This is a genomic window from Streptomyces sp. NPDC031121 (genome assembly GCF_055570615.1).
This window is the reverse complement of sequence record NZ_JBVIGV010000016.1, coordinates 53,761-72,071: the sequence shown is the minus strand read 5'-3', so window position 1 is coordinate 72,071 and position 18,311 is coordinate 53,761. Positions and strand designations below refer to the sequence as shown.

The 18,311-nt window shown below is 73.1% G+C and carries 21 protein-coding genes and 1 pseudogene; 1 reads left to right on the top strand and 21 read right to left on the bottom strand.

The window, feature by feature from the left end:
* Nucleotides 1-6 precede the first annotated feature (6 nt).
* From pyrH to rpsB, 3 genes are all read right to left on the bottom strand, one after another.
* On the bottom strand, nucleotides 7-786 hold the full coding sequence (gene pyrH / locus ACZ462_RS27220) for a UMP kinase (protein ID WP_467807609.1): 780 nt from the start codon (nucleotides 784-786) through the stop codon (nucleotides 7-9).
* Between the two features lie 162 nt (nucleotides 787-948).
* Complete coding sequence (gene tsf, locus ACZ462_RS27215) at nucleotides 949-1,785, bottom strand: translation elongation factor Ts (RefSeq protein WP_114054387.1); 837 nt, start codon at nucleotides 1,783-1,785, stop codon at nucleotides 949-951.
* Between the two features lie 136 nt (nucleotides 1,786-1,921).
* Complete coding sequence (gene rpsB, locus ACZ462_RS27210; RefSeq protein WP_125547582.1) at nucleotides 1,922-2,770, bottom strand: 30S ribosomal protein S2; 849 nt, start codon at nucleotides 2,768-2,770, stop codon at nucleotides 1,922-1,924.
* Between the two features lie 42 nt (nucleotides 2,771-2,812).
* Between rpsB and ACZ462_RS27205 the strand changes: the two are divergent.
* A pseudogene (locus ACZ462_RS27205) lies at nucleotides 2,813-3,544 on the top strand (peptidoglycan DD-metalloendopeptidase family protein); the annotation flags it as partial.
* A gap of 121 nt (nucleotides 3,545-3,665) precedes the next feature.
* Here ACZ462_RS27205 and ACZ462_RS27200 read toward each other — a convergent pair.
* The 18 genes from ACZ462_RS27200 to proS all read right to left on the bottom strand — a co-directional run bounded on the left by ACZ462_RS27200 (nucleotide 3,666) and on the right by proS (nucleotide 18,222).
* The gene (locus ACZ462_RS27200; protein ID WP_467807681.1) at nucleotides 3,666-4,235 is read right to left on the bottom strand and encodes a TetR/AcrR family transcriptional regulator; all 570 of its coding nucleotides are present in this window, start codon (nucleotides 4,233-4,235) and stop codon (nucleotides 3,666-3,668) included.
* Between the two features lie 52 nt (nucleotides 4,236-4,287).
* Entirely contained in the window at nucleotides 4,288-5,124 is an 837-nt protein-coding gene (gene whiG, locus ACZ462_RS27195; RefSeq protein WP_467807611.1) for an RNA polymerase sigma factor WhiG, read from the bottom strand.
* A 209-nt stretch (nucleotides 5,125-5,333) separates the two neighbouring features.
* Entirely contained in the window at nucleotides 5,334-6,638 is a 1,305-nt protein-coding gene (dprA, locus tag ACZ462_RS27190) for a DNA-processing protein DprA (protein ID WP_467807613.1), read from the bottom strand.
* On the bottom strand, nucleotides 6,635-8,269 hold the full coding sequence (locus ACZ462_RS27185) for a YifB family Mg chelatase-like AAA ATPase (protein ID WP_467807615.1): 1,635 nt from the start codon (nucleotides 8,267-8,269) through the stop codon (nucleotides 6,635-6,637). The genes dprA and ACZ462_RS27185 overlap by 4 nt, the downstream gene beginning before the upstream one ends.
* A complete protein-coding gene (locus ACZ462_RS27180) occupies nucleotides 8,269-8,640 on the bottom strand; it encodes a YraN family protein (protein WP_467807617.1) in 372 nt (123 codons plus the stop codon). The genes ACZ462_RS27185 and ACZ462_RS27180 overlap by 1 nt, the downstream gene beginning before the upstream one ends.
* Nucleotides 8,641-8,780: 140 nt before the next feature.
* Nucleotides 8,781-9,089 (bottom strand): DUF2469 domain-containing protein, encoded by a 309-nt coding sequence (locus ACZ462_RS27175; RefSeq protein ID WP_006139554.1) that lies wholly within the window; start codon nucleotides 9,087-9,089, stop codon nucleotides 8,781-8,783.
* A gap of 43 nt (nucleotides 9,090-9,132) precedes the next feature.
* Nucleotides 9,133-9,651, bottom strand: a complete 519-nt coding sequence (locus ACZ462_RS27170) for an NUDIX hydrolase (protein WP_467807618.1) — start codon at nucleotides 9,649-9,651, stop codon at nucleotides 9,133-9,135.
* Nucleotides 9,641-10,423, bottom strand: coding sequence for a signal peptidase I (gene lepB, locus ACZ462_RS27165; protein WP_467807620.1), 783 nt, complete (start codon nucleotides 10,421-10,423; stop codon nucleotides 9,641-9,643). Before lepB (ACZ462_RS27165) ends, ACZ462_RS27170 begins: the two co-directional genes overlap by 11 nt.
* Nucleotides 10,424-10,466: 43 nt before the next feature.
* Nucleotides 10,467-11,351 (bottom strand): signal peptidase I, encoded by an 885-nt coding sequence (gene lepB, locus ACZ462_RS27160; RefSeq protein ID WP_125543458.1) that lies wholly within the window; start codon nucleotides 11,349-11,351, stop codon nucleotides 10,467-10,469.
* 110 nt (nucleotides 11,352-11,461) lie between these two features.
* Complete coding sequence (gene lepB, locus ACZ462_RS27155) at nucleotides 11,462-12,340, bottom strand: signal peptidase I (RefSeq protein WP_467807621.1); 879 nt, start codon at nucleotides 12,338-12,340, stop codon at nucleotides 11,462-11,464.
* Nucleotides 12,333-13,115 carry a signal peptidase I gene (gene lepB / locus ACZ462_RS27150; protein WP_467807623.1) on the bottom strand — a complete coding sequence of 261 codons (783 nt, stop codon included), beginning with the start codon at nucleotides 13,113-13,115 and terminating at the stop codon, nucleotides 12,333-12,335. Before lepB (ACZ462_RS27150) ends, lepB (ACZ462_RS27155) begins: the two co-directional genes overlap by 8 nt.
* A 43-nt stretch (nucleotides 13,116-13,158) precedes the next feature.
* Nucleotides 13,159-13,509: a 50S ribosomal protein L19 gene (rplS, locus tag ACZ462_RS27145; RefSeq protein WP_114054377.1), complete on the bottom strand. Its 351-nt coding sequence runs from the start codon at nucleotides 13,507-13,509 to the stop codon at nucleotides 13,159-13,161.
* Between the two features lie 133 nt (nucleotides 13,510-13,642).
* Nucleotides 13,643-14,464, bottom strand: coding sequence for a tRNA (guanosine(37)-N1)-methyltransferase TrmD (gene trmD, locus ACZ462_RS27140; RefSeq protein WP_467807625.1), 822 nt, complete (start codon nucleotides 14,462-14,464; stop codon nucleotides 13,643-13,645).
* A complete protein-coding gene (gene rimM / locus ACZ462_RS27135) occupies nucleotides 14,464-15,015 on the bottom strand; it encodes a ribosome maturation factor RimM (RefSeq protein WP_467807627.1) in 552 nt (183 codons plus the stop codon). The genes trmD and rimM overlap by 1 nt, the downstream gene beginning before the upstream one ends.
* 80 nt (nucleotides 15,016-15,095) lie before the next feature.
* Nucleotides 15,096-15,335, bottom strand: coding sequence for an RNA-binding protein (locus tag ACZ462_RS27130; protein ID WP_007266827.1), 240 nt, complete (start codon nucleotides 15,333-15,335; stop codon nucleotides 15,096-15,098).
* A 2-nt stretch (nucleotides 15,336-15,337) separates the two neighbouring features.
* Nucleotides 15,338-15,778: a 30S ribosomal protein S16 gene (gene rpsP, locus ACZ462_RS27125; RefSeq protein WP_114054374.1), complete on the bottom strand. Its 441-nt coding sequence runs from the start codon at nucleotides 15,776-15,778 to the stop codon at nucleotides 15,338-15,340.
* Between the two features lie 214 nt (nucleotides 15,779-15,992).
* The gene (locus ACZ462_RS27120; protein ID WP_467807629.1) at nucleotides 15,993-16,592 is read right to left on the bottom strand and encodes a hypothetical protein; all 600 of its coding nucleotides are present in this window, start codon (nucleotides 16,590-16,592) and stop codon (nucleotides 15,993-15,995) included.
* A 217-nt stretch (nucleotides 16,593-16,809) separates the two neighbouring features.
* Nucleotides 16,810-18,222, bottom strand: coding sequence for a proline--tRNA ligase (gene proS, locus ACZ462_RS27115; protein WP_467807630.1), 1,413 nt, complete (start codon nucleotides 18,220-18,222; stop codon nucleotides 16,810-16,812).
* Nucleotides 18,223-18,311: the final 89 nt, after the last annotated feature.

The following is an 18,311-nucleotide window of genomic DNA, read 5'->3' as shown; positions in this document are numbered from 1 at the left end:
GACCGCTCAGGCCCGGGTTCCCTGGTCGCTCACGAGCGTCCCGATCTTCTCACCCTTGACGGCGCGGGCGATATTGCCCTCGGTGAGCAGTTCGAACACCAGGATCGGCAGGTCGTTGTCGCGGCACAGCGTGATGGCGGTGGCGTCGGCGACCTTGAGGTCGCGGGAGAGCACCTCGCCGTACTCCAGCGCGTCGAACTTGACCGCGTCGGGGTTCTTCTTGGGGTCGGAGTCGTAGACCCCGTCGACGCCGTTCTTGCCCATGAGCAGGGCCTCGGCGTCGATCTCCAGGGCTCGCTGCGCGGCCGTGGTGTCGGTGGAGAAGTACGGCATGCCCATGCCCGCGCCGAAGATCACGACGCGGCCCTTCTCCAGGTGCCGCACGGCCCGCAGGGGGATGTACGGCTCGGCGACCTGGCCCATGGTGATCGCCGTCTGCACACGGGAGTCGATGCCCTCCTTCTCCAGGAAGTCCTGGAGGGCGAGGCAGTTCATGACGGTGCCGAGCATGCCCATGTAGTCGGAACGGGCTCGGTCCATGCCGCGCTGCTGGAGTTCGGCGCCGCGGAAGAAGTTGCCGCCGCCGATCACGACGGCGATCTCCGCGCCGTCGCGGACCACCGCGGCGATCTCACGCGCGATGGCATGGACGACGTCGGGGTCGACGCCCAGTCCGCCGCCGCCGGAGAAGGCTTCGCCGGACAGCTTCAGCATGAAGCGGCGACCCTTCTTCCCGTGGTCGCTCTTGTCGTCGGAAGCGTTGTGGGGGTCCACGCCCTGATTCATGGAGATCTCCTCGTGCACATACGAAGAAGGCCATTGCCGGTGGGTCCTCGCGGTTCCCTCTACGGCAATGGCCTCCTCGTCAGATCTGCGGTCGTTCCACGCGTACGCGGACGACTGCCTCAGACCCTACCGGGGTCCGGTGTCCGTCGTGTACGGACGGACTCAGATGCCGACCTTGATGCGCGTGAAGCGCTTCAGGGTGACGCCGGCCTCGTCCAGGACCTTCTGGACGGACTTCTTGTTGTCCAGCGCGTACGGCTGGCCCAGGAGGGTGGCGTCCTTGAAGAAGCCGTTCACGCGACCCTCGACGATCTTCGCGATGGCGGCCTCGGGCTTGCCCTCGGCGCGGGTGACCTCTTCGGCGATGCGGCGCTCGGACTCGACCTTGTCGGCCGGGACGTCCTCGGCGGACAGCCACTGCGGGGCGAACGCGGCGATGTGCTGCGCGACGCCGCGGGCGACCTCGGCGTTCTCCTTGTCCAGCTCGACCAGGACGCCGATCTGGAACGGCAGGTCGGGCATGGTGCGGTGCATGTAGGAGGCGACGTAGCCACCGGTGAACTGCGCGAAGCGGTCCAGAACGATCTTCTCGCCGAGGTTGGCGTTGGCCTCGTCGACGAAGGCGGTGACCGTCTTGCCGGGCTCGATCTCGGAGGCGAGCAGGGCCTCGATGTCGGCCGGGGAGGTGGCGGCGACGTGGGCGGCCAGCTGGTTGGCGACGGCGAGGAACTTCTCACCCTTGGCGACGAAGTCCGTCTCGCACTTCAGCTCGACGAGGACACCGGAGGTGTTGTCGTCGGCGATGAGGGAGACGACGGCACCGTTCTCGGCGGAGCGGCCCTCGCGCTTGGCGACGCCCTTCTGACCCTTGATGCGGAGGGCCTCCTGGGCCTTCTCCACGTCGCCGTCGGCCTCGACGAGCGCGTTCTTGCAGTCCAGCATGCCGGCGCCGGTGAGCTCGCGGAGCTTCTTGACGTCAGCGGCGGTGTAGTTCGCCATGAGTCTTTTGCTTCTCTCTCGAAGTCGTAGATCTACGGGTGAACGGCGGAGGAGGCGCGCTCGTGGCGCGGCTCCCCCGCCGTCATCGTCCGTGCTGCAAGTGCCCGGAGCGTGAACGCCGGGCCCTTCCAGTGGGTCAGGCCTGCTCGGCCTCGGCGGCCGGGGCAGCCTCGGCGGCCGGGGCGGCCTCGGCGGCGTCGGCCTTCTTCTCACCCTCGAGCAGGTCGCGCTCCCACTCGGCGAGCGGCTCGCCGGCGGCCTTGTCGCCCGGCTTCGAGTCGCCGGTCGCGGCGCCGGAGCGGGCGATCAGGCCCTCGGCGACGGCGTCGGCGATGACGCGGGTGAGCAGGGTGACGGAGCGGATCGCGTCGTCGTTGCCCGGGATCTTGTAGTCGACCTCGTCGGGGTCGCAGTTGGTGTCGAGGATCGCGACGACCGGGATGTTCAGCTTGCGAGCCTCGCCGACGGCGATGTGCTCCTTCTTGGTGTCGACGATCCAGACGGCGCTGGGCACCTTCTGCATCTCGCGGATACCACCGAGGGTCTTCTCCAGCTTGGCCTTCTCGCGGGAGAGGACCAGGAGCTCCTTCTTGGTCAGACCCGAGGACGCGACGTCCTCGAAGTCGATCGCCTCGAGCTCCTTCAGGCGCTGCAGGCGCTTGTAGACCGTGGAGAAGTTGGTGAGCATGCCGCCGAGCCAGCGCTGGTTGACGTACGGCATGCCGACGCGCGTCGCCTGCTCGGCGATGGCCTCCTGGGCCTGCTTCTTGGTACCGACGAACATGATGGAGCCGCCGTGCGCGACGGTCTCCTTGACGAACTCGTAGGCGCGGTCGATGTACGACAGCGACTGGAGCAGGTCGATGATGTAGATGCCGTTGCGCTCGGTGAAGATGAAGCGCTTCATCTTCGGGTTCCAGCGACGGGTCTGGTGACCGAAGTGGACGCCGCTCTCCAGCAGCTCCCGCATCGTTACGACGGCCATGGCCATCTCCTTGGTTTTCTCGGTTTTGGTCCTGACGCCCCGATGCGTCCTGCCCCCGTCGAAGGGGACCGAGAGACGCCGGCACCCGGTCTTGCCGACCGGCCCCGGGGCGTGCGAAGTCGACCCGGTGACCCGGATCGCCGTAAGAAGTGTACGGGACCGGGCGGTATGCCAGGTGACGCCGCCGTCCACAACGCCCCCGCCGTCCACAGGGCCGCCCGCGGCCCGCGGCGGCGGGGTCACGCTGGCCGCATGACCGTGACGACGCTGCTGATCGCGCTGCTGCTGCTCACCGCCCGGGCGGCGGCCCCGGGCCCGCCCGCCGCGGGGGACGCCCCCGGGGCAGCCGCCCGGGCGCCCGCGCACGCGCCGGGGGCGCACGGCGGGGCGCGCGACGCCCCTGCGCGCGGGGCTCCTGCCGGGGTGCGGGCGGCGGTGCGGCCGCTGCCGGGCCCCCTGGTGGTCGCCCGCTGGTGGGACCCGCCTCCGACCCCGTACGCCGCCGGGCACCGCGGGGTGGACCTGGCCGCGCCGGCGGGTGCGCGGGTGCGGGCGGTGGGGCCGGGGCGGGTGCACCACGCGGGGCCGGTCGCCGGGCGCGGGGTCCTGTCGCTCACCCTGCCGGGCGGCCTGCGCACCACGTACGAGCCGGTGCGGCCGCTCGTCGCGGAGGGGGAGGCCGTCACCGCCGGGCAGGTGGTCGCCGTCCTGGCGGAGGGCGGCCACTGCGGGGCGCGCCCCTGCCTGCACTGGGGCCTGCTCGCGGGCGAGGACTACCTCAACCCGCTGGGCCTGCTCCCGCGGCCGTCGCCACGGCTGCTGCCGGGCGCGGGGGCGGCGCCGGGGAGTGTCGTCACAGCAGCGTCGGCCGCCCGAAAGGCCGGGCGACGGGCCTTCACGACGCGACCTGTCCTCGGACGCCGCGCAGAGCCATCGCGACGGCCGTCTCGGTCACGACGGCCGGGTCCTCGGCCGCGCCCAGCTCGATGCGGCGCACCGCCGCGTCGACGACGCCCTGGAGGAGCATCGCCGCCAGCTTCGGTTCCTCCTGGCCCAGCGCGGCCAGCGCCTCCACGATCATCGCGACGAGCCCGCCGTGCGCCGCGCGGATCTTCTCCCGGGCGCCCGCGTCCAGCTCGCTCGCGGAGATCGCCACCACCGCCCGGTGGCGCCGGTCCCCGACGAGGCCGAGCTGGCTGCGCACGTAGGCCTCGATCTTCGCGTCGGGTGTGGCGGCCCGCTCCATGGCCGCCTCGATCTCCGCGGCCCAGACGGGGAAGTCGACCGCGCACAGCTCCTCGACGACGGCGGCGCGGGAGCGGAAGTACTCGTAGACGGAGGACCGGGCCAGGCCGGTCCGCTCCGCCAGGGCGGGGAAGGTCAGGGCCTCGGTCCCGCCTTCGGACAGCAGGGAGCGCGCCGCGTCCAACAGGGCGCCGCGCTGCATCGACCGGTGCTCGGCCACGGAGGCCGCTCGAATCCTGGGCACCCGTCCACTGTACGGAGGTAGCGGCGGGTCAGCGCCCCACATCCGCCAGCTTGGCGCGCAGTTGCAGCACCGACTTGGTGTGGATCTGGCTGACGCGGCTCTCGGTGACGCCGAGGACGTTGCCGATCTCGGCGAGGGTCAGGCCCTCGTAGTAGTAGAGCGTCACCACCGTCTTCTCCCGCTCGGGCAGCGTGTTGATGGCGCGGGCCAGCAGCCTGCGCAGCTCGCGGCCCTCGGCCACCTCCACCGGGTCGTCGGCGGCGGTGTCCTCCAGGGTGTCCATCAGGGAGAGGCGGTCGCCGCCCTCCCCGCCGACGTGCAGCAGCTCCTCCAGGGCGACCACGTTCGCCAGGGACAACTGGCTGAACACCGTGTGGAGTTCCTCCACGGCGATGCCCATCTCGGCGGCCACCTCGTGTTCCGTGGGCGTGCGGCGCAGCTGCGCCTCCAGCGTGGCGTAAGCCCGCTCGACGGCCCGCGCCTTCTGCCGGACGGAGCGCGGGATCCAGTCGAGCGCCCGCAGCTCGTCGATCATGGCGCCGCGGATGCGGGTGATGGCGTACGTCTCGAACTTGATGGATCGGTCGGGGTCGAACTTCTCGATGGCGTCGATCAGCCCGAAGACGCCGGAGGAGACGAAGTCGGCCTGCTCCACGTTGGGCGGCAGGCCCACGCTGACCCGGCCGGCGACGTACTTGACGAGCGGCGAGTAGTGGAGGATCAGCTGCTCCCGCAGCCGTTCGTCACCCGATGCCTTGTACGAGCGCCACAGCGCCTCCAGGGACGAAGGCGCGGTGGGCCGCACGCCGCCGCGGGCAGCGGTGGGCACGGCGGCGCGGTCGGACCCTGAGGTGTGCTGGGGCATGCTTCGCCTTTGCCGGAGCCGGATTCCTTGTGAGCGTAGCGTGACGGAGTAGTCGCGGTGCGCGAAGAGTACGGGATCGTATGAGGCCCCGGCGGCGTCCCGGATCGCACGGGCGACCCGGGACCGGCGCCGGGCGCCCGGTCCCGGCGGCTGCCGGCAGAAGGACCGCGGTATTCATCGGCTTCACTCTTTCACCGGAACGCCCCAGGTCACCGACCGCCTCGCCGTTCGCCACCGGTTCGTGTGCCTTCCCGGCGTGTCCTCTTGGCCAACCGCCAGCCGTCGCCCAGCCGTTCGACGAACCCCAGAGAGTGAAGTTCGTACAGTCTGCCGATGACTTCATCGGTGCCGGTCCCCGAGGCGACGGCGATGTCGGCGGCCTGCGCCGGCCCCGCGGCCGGCAGCGCGTCGAGTACCCGCGCGGTGTCCGGGTCCAGCAGGTCGCGGGCGAGGACCGGCCCGCGCCGCTCGGGCGCCAGCTCCCCCATGCCGCCGACGAGTTCGACCACCTCGGCGGCGTCGGTGACGAGCACCGCCTCCCCGCGCAGCAGCTCGTGCACCCCGGCCGACAGCCCGCTGGTGGCGGGCCCGGGGACGCCCATGGTGAACCGGCCCAGCTGCCGGGCGCGGCGGGCGGTGACCAGCGAACCGCTGCGGTAGGCCGCCTCGACGACGACGGTGCCGCGGGTGAGGGCGGCGATGACCCGGTTGCGCAGCACGAACCGGGCGGGCGTCGGATGGCTGCCGGGCGGCAGCTCGCCCAGCACCAGTCCCTGCCCCGCGATAGTGCCGAGCAGCCCGGCGTGGCCCCGCGGGTAGGGGGTGTCCACCCCGCAGGCCAGGACCGCGGCCGTCGCCCCGCCGGCACCGAGCGCACCGCGGTGCGCGGCGCCGTCGATCCCGTACGCCGCCCCCGACACCACGACCCAGCCGCGCTCGGCGAGCCCGGCCGCCAGGGTGTGCGCCATGTGCGCCCCGTACGGGGTGCAGGCCCGCGCCCCGACGAGCGCGACGGAGCGCAGCGCCCAGGTACGCAGGTCGGGGGTGCCCCGTACCCACAGGCCGACGGGTCTGGCGTCGCCGAGGTCGTCGAGCTGGGTGGGCCACTGCGGGGTGCCGGGGCAGATGAACCGGCAGCCCAGCTCCGCCGCCCGGTCCAGGTCGGCGCGGGGATCGGCCTTCGCGGCCCGCAGCCGGTATCCGGCCACCCGCTGCCGGCCCGCCCCGCCCAGCTCCGGCGGCTCGGGGTCGGCCCCGGTGAGCAGGCGCATCAGGCCGGCGGCCCCCTGCTCACGCAGCCACCGGCCCCCGTGCACGTCCCCCGGTTCCAGCACCCGCGTCAGCGCGGCCCGCGCGAGCAGCTCCTCCCCGTACCCCCCGGAGCCGGGTTCCGACCCGGTCCGGCCCTCCGGGCCGGGGCCGCCCGGCGGTCCGGAGTCCGGCAGCGGCTCGGGGCCGGGACCGTGCGGCTGCCCGGACCCGGGCAGCGGCTCCCGGCCGCCGGGCGCCGTCACGGCGCGGCTCCCGCCGCGAGGGCGGCGCCGCGGGACACTCCGGTGCGGAGCTCCAGGGCGACGGCCAGGTCCAGCGCGTCCGGCCGGTCGTTGCCCCGCAGGTCGGCCACGGTCCAGGCGACGCGCAGCACCCGGTCGAGCCCGCGGGCGGTGAGGAGGCCGCGCTCCAGGTCCCGCTCGGCTTGGGCGAGCGCCCCGGGTGCGGCCGGCCAGCGGGTGCGCAGCTCGTGGCCGGGGATTTCGGCGTTGAGCCGCCACGGCGTCCCGGCGAGCCGGGCCGCGGCGCGCTCCCGGGCCTGCCGGACCCGGGCGGCGACGACGGCCGTGGGCTCGCCGCGGCTGCCGGGCCGGGCCAGGTCGCGGCGGCCGACCGGCTCGACCTCGACCCGCAGGTCAACCCGGTCCAGCAGCGGTCCGGACAGCCGGGCCTGGTAGCGCCGGACCACGGAGGCGGGGCATTCGCAGCCCGCGCCGTACAGCCCGTGCCGCCCGCAGGGGCAGGGGTTCGCCGCGAGGACCATCAGGAAGCGGGCCGGCAGCTGCACCACGCCGGCGGCCCTGGCGATGACCACCCGCCCGGACTCCAGGGGCTGGCGGAGCGCGTCCAGCGCCTTCGCGCTGAACTCGGCGGCCTCGTCCAGGAAGAGGATCCCGCGGTGGGCCAGCGAGACGGCCCCCGGCCGCGGCACCCCGGCCCCGCCGCCGACGAGGGACTGCATGGTGGCGGAGTGGTGCGGCGCGCAGTAGGGGGCCCGGGTGACGAGGGGGTCGCCCGGCGGGAGGATCCCGGCGACCGAGTGGACGGCGGTCACCTCCAGGGAGTCCCGCCGGGTGAGCGGCGGCAGGATGCCCGGCATCCGCTCGGCGAGCATCGTCTTGCCCGCGCCCGGCGGCCCGCTCAGGAACAGGTGGTGCCCTCCTGAGGCGGCCACCTCCAGGGCGCGGCGGGCCGCCTGCTGCCCGGCCACGTCGGCCAGGTCCGGCAGGTCGGCGGGGCCGCCCTCCGCCGCCCCGCCGGAGAGGACCCCGGTGCCCAGGCCCGCGCCGGGCAGCAGCAGCGCCGAAGGCCCGGGGCCCGGCGGCCCGGCCTCCTCCTCGGGCTCGGCGGCCGCGCCGTCGGCCCCGGTCAGCACCGCGATCAGCCGGCGCAGGCTGCCGACGCCGAGCACCGACACCCCGGGCACCAGCTCCGCCTCGGCGGCGCAGCCCCGCGGCACGACGACGTTCCGGTGGCCGGCCTCCGCGGCGGCGAGCACCGCCGGGAGGATGCCGGGCACGGGCCGGACCCGGCCGTCCAGCCCAAGCTCCCCGATGAGGACCAGGTCGGCGATGACCGCCGGGTCGACGACCTCCGCGGCCCCGAGCACCGCTGCCGCGACGGCGAGGTCGAAACCCGAGCCGCCCTTGGGGACGGAGGCCGGGCTGAGCCCGACCGTGAGCTTCTTCTGCGGCCAGGCGGCGCCGGAGTTGGCGACGGCGGCCCGCACCCGGTCCCGGCTCTCGACCAGGGTCTTGTCGGGCAGCCCCACCAGGGTGAACGCCGCCACTCCCGGTTCGAGGTCGGCCTGGACCTCCACGACCACGCCCTCGACGCCGACGAGGGCCACCGAGCAGGCTCGCGCGAACCCCATCAGGCCACCCCCCTGACGTGCTCCACGACGGGCGCCCCGCGCCGCGGCAGCACGACCCCGACCAGGTCGATCCGCACCCCGCCCGGCGGCGGCCCCCCGTGGTCGGCGAGCCAGCGCCCGGCGAGCCGCCGCAGACGCTCCGCCTTGCCCGGCCGCACCGCGGCCATCGGGTGCTCGAACGGGCCCGCCCGCCGGGTCTTGACCTCGCACACCACGAGCGCGTCCCCGTCCCGGGCGAGGATGTCGATCTCCCCCGCCCGGCACCGCCAGTTCCGCTCGATGACGATCATGCCGGCCTCCGCCAGCCGCCGCACGGCGAGATCCTCGCCGTACCGCCCCATCGCCTGCCGCGCCACGCCCTTCGCGTCCACCGCGCACCACCTCCACCGCCACGGTCCCGCGGACCGCGGAAGCGAGTGGATCTTGGTGGACGGAGAGGCCGTTGTGGACAGCCCCCTCACCCGTCAGGGGGACAGGCGCGCCCCCGCCGGGCGCGGCCGGGCCGCCGCGGTCAGCTGCCGGGCAGTTCGAGGTCGCTCTTGTTGAGCTCCTCGATGTTCACGTCCTTGAAGGTCAGCACGCGCACCTGCTTGACGAAGCGGGCAGGCCGGTACATGTCCCACACCCAGGCGTCGGCCATCGTCACCTCGAAGAACACCTCCCCCTGGACCGAGTGCACCTGCATCTCGTAGTCGTTCGTCAGGTAGAAGCGGCGTTCCGTCTCGATCACGTACTTGAACAGCCCGACGACGTCGCGGTACTCCCGATAGAGCTTCAGCTCCATCTCGGTCTCGTACTTCTCGAGGTCCTCGGCGCTCATGGCATGTTCCCCTTCAGCCGTGCGTCCCCCCATTGTGCGGCAGTCACGCGGGCGGCCGGTCGATTTCCGTCGCGAGGTCCACCGGCGCGCCCGGCGGGCCCTCGGCCAGCAGCGTCGCCAGCAGCTCGGCGAGCCGCTTGGGGTAGACCGTCTCGCGGGCCGTGAGGAGTTCCTGCACGGTCCACCACCTGGAACCGCTGACGCTGCGCCGCTCCAGTTCGGTGAGGCCCTTCATCTCGGTGCGCGTCTGCCCCGTCCGGGCCAGGAAGTACCACTCGTCCTGCTCCCACTGCCGCCCGTCGAAGGGGAAGGCGCACTGGCGCCGCCACAGCACCGGCCCGAGCACGACCTCGGTGATCCCCGTCTCCTCCGCGAGTTCCCGCAGGGCGGCCTCTTCGCGGGTCTCGGCGCCCTCCAGGCCGCCGCCGGGGGTGAACCACCAGTCGACCTCCGGTGCGGCGGGCTCGAAGCCGTGCAGCAGCAGGATCCGGTCTGCGGGGTCGAGCAGCACCACCCGGGACACCTTGCGCAGGCCGGCGGCGCCGGCCGGGTCAGCGGGCACCGGCCCGCTCCCGGCGGCGGGCGAGCGTCCGCGCCAGCGGCCCGTACGCGCACCCGAGCAGGACGAGCGCGGCCCCGGCCGCGGCCGCGGCCAGCTGGATCCGCAGCGGCCCGGGCCGGGAGACCCCGCCGGGCAGGTCCGCGTACGCCGCGGGCCGGCCGACCATGGTCGCGGAGGGCCAGGCGAGGGCGTCGACGCGGCCCTGCACCGCGGAGCGCGGCACGGTTCCCTGCCCGGCCTCCTGGAGGTGGGCCCGGGAGTCGAGGGAGGCGGCGCGGCGGTCGCCGAGGAGGAAGAGGTTCCCCTCGGGGACGGTCACCTCGAAGGGGGTCTGCGACGCGGGCCGCAGTCCGTTCGCGGCGGCGCCGGGGTCGTCGAGGTCGGCGTACGGCTCGTCGAGCTCCCGGCCGTTGAGCGTGAGCCGGCCGCCCTCGCCGCAGCACCTCACCGTGTCGCCGCCGACGCCGACGACCCGCTTGACCATGGGCGAGTCGGCCCACCGGGTGTCGGTGAAGACGACCACGTCGCCGCGGCGCACCTCGGCGCCGTCGATCCGCTGGGCGAGGACCCGGTCGCCGGGCCTGACGGTCGGCACCATCGAGTCGGTCGGCACGGTGAAGGGCTGGTACACGACAGCACCCCACACGAAGCCGCCGAGGAAGAGCACGAAGCCGACGGCCACGGCGATGCCCGACAGGACGCCGCCGGCACCGCGGACGCCGCCTCCGGTGCCGCGCGCCTGCTGCGCTCTGCTGTCCTGCGTTCCGCCCATGGCTGCGCCCCCAAATCCGGGATGGACCACCCTGGGCGGCACCCTACCTGCCGGTAGGACCGCCGGTAAGCCTCCGCCTGCGCCACAGGACGAGGGGGACGGCTCCGGCCAGGCCGAGCGCGGCCGGGGCGGCGCTCAGCGCCTTGGCCGGGGCCTGGTTGCCGATGCCCGGCTGATCGAAGGTGTCCGGGACCGGCAGGGTCGACCAGCGGGTGACCGGCCAGGCCACGACCACGGCGCGCCCGACGACCTTGTCGACGGGGACGAAGCCCTGGGTGGAGTCCTGCATGTGGTAGCGGGAGTCCTGGCTGTTCTGGCGGTGGTCGCCCATCACCCAGATCTTGCCCTCGGGCACCTTGAGCGGCCCGAACGGCGCGTCGTCACAGGGGGTGTTGCCGGGGAAGATGTACGGCTCGTCGAGCGGCTTGCCGTTGACGACGACCGGGCCGCCCTTCTTGCACTCGACCGTGTCCCCGCCGATGGCGATGGTCCGCTTGATCAGGTCCTTCTCGTCGGCGGACGGCATCAGGCCGATCTTGCTGAGGATCTGCTGGGCGAGGTTGGGCTCCGGGGTGGGCTCCCCCGCCAGCCAGTTCGCCGGGTCGTGGAAGACCACGACCTCGCCGCGCTCGGGCTCGGAGCCGAACCACGGAGTGAGCTTGTCCACCAGGACGCGGTCGCCGCGCTGGAGGGTGTTCTGCATCGAGTCCGAGGGGATCGAGAACGCCTGCACCAGGAACGTCTTGATCAGCAGGGCGAGCAGCAGGGCGATGCCGATGAGGAGCGGCAGCTCCTTCCAGAACGAACGCTGCGGCTGCGCCTCGGCGTCGTCCTCCGCCTCGTCGCCGGCCGCGCCCCCGGCAATGTGCTCGGCGTCGGCCGGGCGCTCCTCGCCGTCGTCGCGTCCGGACCGTGCGCCTACCGCCACGTCCCCCACATCCACTCCTCACTCGGAACTGCCGCCCGGCCGGTTCGGCACGGGTCCTCCCCTCCCTTAACGAGCGGGAGTTCCCTAAGGCGCGGGAGACCGAGGACACACTATGCGACGGGTGCGCCCGCACGGCGCCCGCTGCGGCCGCGTCGCCCGCTCCGCCGCTGATCCGGCACGGTGAGGAAGGTCGCGGGCTGCTCCAGCCTGCGCCAGTGGTCGAACGGCCATGCGATGACTACGGCTTCGCCGACGACGCCCTCCTCCGAGATGGTCCCCTGGAAGGCCTCGTCGAGGTGGTAGCGGGAATCGGCCGAATTGGAGCGGTGGTCGCCCATGACGAAGAGCCGGCCGGGCGGGACGGCCACTTCGAACCTGATGTCGGAGGGTGCGTTCCCGGGCTTCACGTACGGCTCGTCCAGCGGCGCGCCGTTGACGGTGACGCGGCCCTTGGCGTCGCAGCAGGCGACGGTGTCGCCGCCGACCCCGATGACCCGCTTGATGAGGTCCTGTTCGTCGGCGGAGGGCAGCAGGCCGATGAAGGTCAGCGTCTGCTTGATCTGCTTGACGCCCACGGGGTCGCGCGGCGGGCGCGCGGCCTCGCCCTTGAGCCAACCGCCGGGATCTTTGAACACGACGATGTCGCCGCGCTCGACCGGGGAGCCGAACCAGGGGGTCAGCTTGTCGACGAGGACCCGGTCGCCGATGCGGATGGTCTCCTCCATGGAGCCCGAGGGGATGAAGAAGGCCTGCACCAGGAACGTCTTGAGCAGCAGGGCGATGCACAGCGCCGCGACGACGAGCAGCGGGAGCTCGCCGGCGCGCCGGGTGCGCCGGCGCCGCCGGACGCGGCGGGCCAGCCGGCGCCGCTCGGCCCGCCCGCCCGGCTCGGGCGCCGCCGGGGTCTCCGCGGCGGCCGGCGCGGGGGCGGGCCGCGCGGCCTGCCTGCGGCGCTCGCGCTCGCTGCGCTGCCGGCCGCGGCTACCCATGGCCGCCTCCGGAGGCGGGCGCCGGGGCGGACGGCGCCGGCCGCGGGGCGGTGCGGCCCCAGCGCGAGGGCGGCCAGCCGATCCAGTCGGCCCGCCCGATGACCCTCTCCACCGGCACCATCCCGCCGCCCGGCTCGCCGAGGTGGTCCCGGGAGTCCCGGGACTGCGACCGGTGGTCGCCCATCACCCAGAGGTGGTCCAGCGGGACGACGATCCGGAAGGGCACCTTCGAGGGAGCGTCGCCCGGGTACAGGTACGGCTCGGCCAGCGGCACCCCGTTCACCGCGAGGCGCCCCTGCGCGTCGCAGCAGACCACGTCGTCCCCGCCGACGCCGACGACCCGCTTGACGAAGTCGGTGTCGGACGGCCCGCCGATGCCGAGGGCGGAGGCCGCTCCGCCGACCAGCCCGGCCAGCGGGCCCGGCGCCGTGTCCGGTTCCCGCACGAAGGAGCCGGTGCCGTCGAACACGACCACGTCGCCGCGCCGCGGCGCATCGCCGAAACGGTACGCCAGCTTGTTCACCAGCAGTCGGTCGCCGACCTGGAGCGTGGGCTCCATGGACCGGCTCGGGATCAGGAAGGGCTGGACGACGAAGCCGGCGAGCAGCAGCAGGAAGACGGTGCAGGCCACCCCGAGCAGGGCGGCTCCGCGCAGCGGGGGCAGCCTCCGCCGGCCGTCCGGCGCGAGGAACCGGGCAAAAGCGGAACGCGGCCGCTCCTCCCCCGTGCCAGGGGAGGAGCGGCCGCGTTCGGTGAGCTCTGCTTCGGTGTCCATCGGGGGGAGCCTATCCGGCCGCCCCCTGGATCCGGAGAGGAGATCAGCGGTCGCGCTTCTCCTTGATCTTCGCGGCCTTGCCGCGGAGCTCACGGAGGTAGTACAGCTTGGCGCGGCGGACGTCACCACGGGTGACCAGCTCGATCTTCTCGAAGATCGGGGAGTTCACCGGGAAGGTGCGCTCGACACCGACGCTGAAGGAGACCTTGCGAACGGTGAAGGTCTCGGAGACGCCGGAGCCCTGGCGGCGGATGACGACGCCCTTGAACTGCTGGATACGGGAGCGGTTGCCCTCGATGACGCGGACGTGCACGTTGACGGTGTCACCCGGGCGGAAGGCCGGGACGTCCGAGCGCAGGGAGGCGGCGTTCACGCCGTCGAGCAGGTGAGACATGTTCTTCGTCTGCTTTCTTCGCACGACGCCACAGGTCGCCGATGCGGGTTTTCGGGGAGAATTCCGTAGCCGTGCCACCCCTCGTGCGACGGTCCCCCTGTGGCAGGGGCGCACGCGAGCACACAGCAGCCGCCTATTCTTCCACGGTCCGCGGCCTGCGCCAAAACCGGCCGTCCGCGGACGGCTGCCAGCCCAGGGCGGCCAGCAGCTCCCGGTCCTTCTTGTCGTACGCCGAGGCCTCGCAGCGCTCGATCAGGTCCGGCCGGTTGGCGGCGGTCCGGCGCAGCGCCTCGTCGCGCCGCCAGCGGGCGATCTTCCCGTGGTGGCCGCTCAGCAGCACCTCCGGGATGCCGCGGCCGCGCCACTGCGGGGGCTTGGTGTAGACGGGGCCCTCCAGCAGGTTCGCCATCTCGCCGGGCGCGAAGGAGTCGTCCCGGTGCGATTCGGCGTTGCCGAGGACGCCGGGCAGCAGGCGGGCGACGGCCTCCGTCACGACGAGCACGGCGGCCTCGCCGCCCGCGAGGACGTAGTCGCCGATGGAGACCTCGTAGACCGGCATGCGCGTCGCGTACTCGTCCATGACGCGCCGGTCGATGCCCTCGTAGCGGGCCGGCGTGAAGATCAGCCAGGGCCGCTCGGAGAGCTCGACGGCGAGTTCCTGCGTGAACGGCCGCCCGCTGGGCGTGGGCACGACGAGGACGGGCCCGCGGGCGCCGGCCTCGTAGCCGTCGGCCAGCACCTCGTCGAGGGCCTCGCCCCAGGGGTCGGTCTTCATGACCATGCCGGGGCCGCCGCCGTACGGGGTGTCGTCGACGGTGTTGTGCCGGTCGTGGGTCCAGTCGCGCAGGTCGTGGACGTGCACGCCGAGCTGCCCGCGGGCCCGCGCCTTGCCGACGAGGGAGACGTTCAGCGGCTCCAGGTACTCGGGGAAGATCGTGACGACGTCGAGCCGCATCAGGCCCCGTCCTCCTCGTCCCGGGTGGAGGCCACCACGGCACGGTCGTCGATCAGGCCGGGCGGCGGCGTGATGACGCAGCGCTGCTCCTCCAGGTCGATCTCGGCGACGATCTCCTCCACGAAGGGAATCATCACCTCGGAGCCGTCCTCCCGCTCGACGATGAACAGGTCCTGCGAAGGCAGGTGGGAGATCTCGGTGATCCGGCCGATCGCGGTGCCGTCCTCCAGGACCACGTCCAGGTCGATGAGCTGGTGGTCGTAGAACTCGTCGGGCTCCTCGGGCAGCTCAGACGGGTCGACGTCGGCGATCAGCAGCGTGTTGCGCAGCGCCTCCGCGGCGTTGCGGTCCTTCACTCCCTCGAACCGCAGCAGGAGGCGCCCGCTGTGCACCCGTCCCGTCTCGACGGTGAGGGGGCCCGCCGAGGCCGGCTCCGTCTGCAGCACGGCGCCGGGCCCGAGCCGCAGCTCCGGCTCGTCCGTCCGCACCTCGACGGTGACCTCACCCTTGATCCCGTGGGCGCGGCCGATCCGCGCGACTACCAGCTGCACTCTTCCTTCTCCTGTCCATACGACGACGGGCCGGGGCGGGCACGAATGCCCTCCCCGGCCCGTGCCGGTGATTCAACTGCTCAGCGGACCTGGTCCACGTCGACGAGGTCGACGCGGATGCCGCGGCCGCCGATGGCGCCCACGACGGTGCGCAGCGCACGTGCGGTGCGGCCGTTGCGGCCGATCACCTTCCCGAGGTCGTCGGGGTGGACCCGGACCTCGAGCACCTGCCCGCGGCGCAGGTTGCGCGAGGCGACCTGCACGTCGTCGGGGTTGTCCACAATGCCCTTTACGAGGTGCTCAAGAGCCTCCTCGAGCATGCTCAGGCCTCGGTCGACTCGGCGGCGGCCTCAGCCTCGTCCGCCTTCTTGTCGGCCTTCTTCGCCTTCTGCGTGATGGCCTCGCCCTTGGTCTCGCCGATGCCCTCGAGGGCCTTGGCGAACTCGTCGAAGGAGCGACGCTTGTCTTCCTTCGTCGCCGGCTGCAGCAGCGGCGCGGGGGCCGGCAGGCCCTTGTGCTTCTGCCAGTCACCGGTCAGCTTGAGGATGGCGAGCACGGCGTCGGTGGGCTGGGCGCCGACCGAGAGCCAGTACTGGGCGCGCTCGGCGTTGACCTCGATGCGCGACGGGTTGTACGTCGGCTGGTAGATGCCGATCTCCTCGATCGCGCGGCCGTCCCGGCGGGTGCGGGCGTCGGCGACGACGATGCGGTAGTGCGGGGAGCGGATCTTGCCGAGGCGCTTGAGCTTGATCTTGACTGCCACTGGAGTGGTGTCTCCTGAACTTGACGTGGTTGGGCACTTGAGATGCCACGTGGGGTTGCGGTACTCGGGTGCCCGATGGACGCGTCAGCCGGAGGAGAGAGGGGTCCTGTGCGACTGTCGAGTACAGCCATCCATTCTGCCACATGACGGTGGCGGCCCCGGCCCGCCCCCGGCGGCCCGTGCCGCCCGCCGCGCGCCGCACCGCGCGGCGGGTTCAGGACGCGGCTGCGGTGACCGCGACCTCCGGGATGCGGAACGGCTTCATGCAGCCGCCGCAGACGATCGGGGCCTGCGCCAGCACGGAGGGCACCACCCGCACGTTGCGCCCGCAGTCGCAGACGGCCTTGACCCGCACGCCCCCGCCGGACGAGCCGTGCCGCGCGGCCGGGCCGCGGAAGGTGCGCTTGGTGTCGGCCGTCGTGGCCGCGGTGTGGGCCTTCAGGGCGCGGTGGAGGCGCTCGATGGTCGGGCGGTACCGCTTCTTCGCCTCGGCGTTCAGCGTGACCAGCGAGAAGCCGCTGCTCGGATGCGGCTCGTCGGAATGGTCCAGCCCCATCTCCTCGGCGATCGCGAGGAATCTGCGGTTGTGGTAGCGGCCGGCCCGGGAGGTGTCGCGCACTCCCCGGGCGGCGGCGATGCCGTGGACTGCCTCGTGCAGCAGTCGCTCGAAGGAGAGTTCCGCGCCGCAGGCGGACGAGGACTCTCCGATCAGGGACTCGGGCGCGGCAAGGTCCGGCAGCTCGGGGTGGTGCCGCTGAATGTCGGCCCACGCCTGCGCCAGCTCTGCGGCGAGAACAGGTGGTGTCGTGCTCACGTCGTGACAACGAGCCGAAGGCCCCCGGTGTTCCGATTCCGGGCCATTCCAAATTTTTTGCACGTACCCGTCAGTTGTGCCTGATGCGCGACGACGAGGACGGGTGCGCCGATCCCAGGAGGAGTCGGTACACAACGCCGACGGCAAAACATCAGCCCCGGCGCGCGGCGGGCGGCCGCACGCCGGGGCGCGATGGCGGAAGCGCGGGCGTCGGGTGTCAGTACGAGCGCGCGACGATGGCGAGCGTACCGGGGGCGTCGTCCGACTCGGGCACCGACCCGTCCTCGGCGATCAGGCAGCGCACGGTGACGGCCTGCTCGCCCAGCTTGGCCTCGCCCTCGGGGCCGAGGTCGGCCCACGGGATCCGCGCCCAGCCGCCGGCGGCCGCCGCCTCGGCGGCCTCCTCCAGCGTGGAGACGTCGGTGGTGCGGGCCTCGCGGCGCTCGCGGGACTCGCGCAGCAGCTGCGCCTGGTCCTCGTCCAGCACCTTGGGCAGCAGGTCGGCGAGGGCGTCGATCTGCACCGGCTCCTTGCCGCCGGGGATCCGGCGGGCGAGCATCGCGGTGCCGGCCTCCAGGTCGCGGGGGCCGATCTCGACACGGACCGGGACGCCCTTGAGCTCCCAGTCGACGGCGCGGCGGCCGAAGGGGGTGTCGACGCGGTCGTCCACGTGGACCCGGATGCCGGCGGCCTTCAGGCGGTCGCCCAGCTCGCGGACCTTCGCCACGGCCTCGTCGCCCTTGATCGCCATGACCACGACCTGGACGTGCGCCAGCCGCGGCGGCACGCGCAGGCCGTTGTCGTCGCCGTGGGACATGATCAGGCCGCCGACCATGCGGGTCGACACGCCCCAGGAGGTCTGCCAGACGAACTCCTGCTTGCTGTCCTTCGACAGGTACTGGGTGTGGAAGGCCTTGGCGAAGTTCTGGCCCAGCTCGTGGCTCGTGCCCATCTGGAGGGCCTTGCCGTCGCCCATCATGCCCTCCAGGGTGAGGGTGTTGATGGCGCCGGCGAAGCGCTCCTTCGGCGTCTTGCGGCCGAGCACGACGTCGATGCCGAGCACGTTGACCATGAAGTCGCCGTACACGTCGCGGTGGATCCGGGCCGCGTAGTCGCGCGCGTCCTCGTACGTGGCGTGGGCCGTGTGGCCCTCCTGCCAGAGGAACTCGCTCGTACGGAGGAAGACGCGCGGGCGCATCTCCCAGCGGACCACGTTGGCCCACTGGTTGATCAGCAGGGGCAGGTCGCGGTAGCTCTGCACCCACTTCGAGAAGTAGTCGTTGATGATCGTCTCGGAGGTCGGGCGCACCACGACCGGCTCCTCGAGCTGCTTGCCGCCGCCGTGGGTGACGACCGCGAGCTCGGGGGCGAAGCCCTCGACGTGCTCGGCCTCCCTGGTCAGGTAGGACTGCGGGATGAACATCGGGAAGTAGGCGTTCTGGGCGCCCGCTTCCTTGATGCGCGCGTCCATCTCCTGCTGCATCCGCTCCCACAGCCCGTAGCCGTACGGCCGGATGACCATGGTGCCGCGCACAGGGCCGTTGTCGGCCAGCTCGGCCTTGTTGATCAGATCCTGGTACCAGCGGGGGAAATCCTCCGCCTGGGGGGTGAGAACGGGAGCCTTTGCCATGGCGCGAATGGTACGGCGCCCGGGGGGCGATCCGTGAATCGGGTGGCGCACTCCTCTGGACGCGGGGGCGGATGGGGAGTTCTCTGGCA

Excerpts from the sequence above, each read along its gene's own strand:
- pyrH (WP_467807609.1), bottom strand. The coding sequence starts at position 786 with ATGAATCAGGGCGTGGACCCCCACAACGCTTCCGACGACAAGAGCGAC.
- tsf (WP_114054387.1), bottom strand. The coding sequence starts at position 1,785 with ATGGCGAACTACACCGCCGCTGACGTCAAGAAGCTCCGCGAGCTCACC.
- rpsB (WP_125547582.1), bottom strand. The coding sequence starts at position 2,770 with ATGGCCGTCGTAACGATGCGGGAGCTGCTGGAGAGCGGCGTCCACTTC.
- whiG (WP_467807611.1), bottom strand. The coding sequence starts at position 5,124 with ATGCCCCAGCACACCTCAGGGTCCGACCGCGCCGCCGTGCCCACCGCT.
- ACZ462_RS27185 (WP_467807615.1), bottom strand. The coding sequence starts at position 8,269 with ATGGGGTTCGCGCGAGCCTGCTCGGTGGCCCTCGTCGGCGTCGAGGGC.
- ACZ462_RS27175 (WP_006139554.1), bottom strand. The coding sequence starts at position 9,089 with ATGAGCGCCGAGGACCTCGAGAAGTACGAGACCGAGATGGAGCTGAAG.
- lepB (WP_467807620.1), bottom strand. The coding sequence starts at position 10,423 with ATGGGCGGAACGCAGGACAGCAGAGCGCAGCAGGCGCGCGGCACCGGA.
- lepB (WP_467807621.1), bottom strand. The coding sequence starts at position 12,340 with ATGGGTAGCCGCGGCCGGCAGCGCAGCGAGCGCGAGCGCCGCAGGCAG.
- lepB (WP_467807623.1), bottom strand. The coding sequence starts at position 13,115 with ATGGACACCGAAGCAGAGCTCACCGAACGCGGCCGCTCCTCCCCTGGC.
- rplS (WP_114054377.1), bottom strand. The coding sequence starts at position 13,509 with ATGTCTCACCTGCTCGACGGCGTGAACGCCGCCTCCCTGCGCTCGGAC.
- trmD (WP_467807625.1), bottom strand. The coding sequence starts at position 14,464 with ATGCGGCTCGACGTCGTCACGATCTTCCCCGAGTACCTGGAGCCGCTG.
- ACZ462_RS27130 (WP_007266827.1), bottom strand. The coding sequence starts at position 15,335 with ATGCTCGAGGAGGCTCTTGAGCACCTCGTAAAGGGCATTGTGGACAAC.
- proS (WP_467807630.1), bottom strand. The coding sequence starts at position 18,222 with ATGGCAAAGGCTCCCGTTCTCACCCCCCAGGCGGAGGATTTCCCCCGC.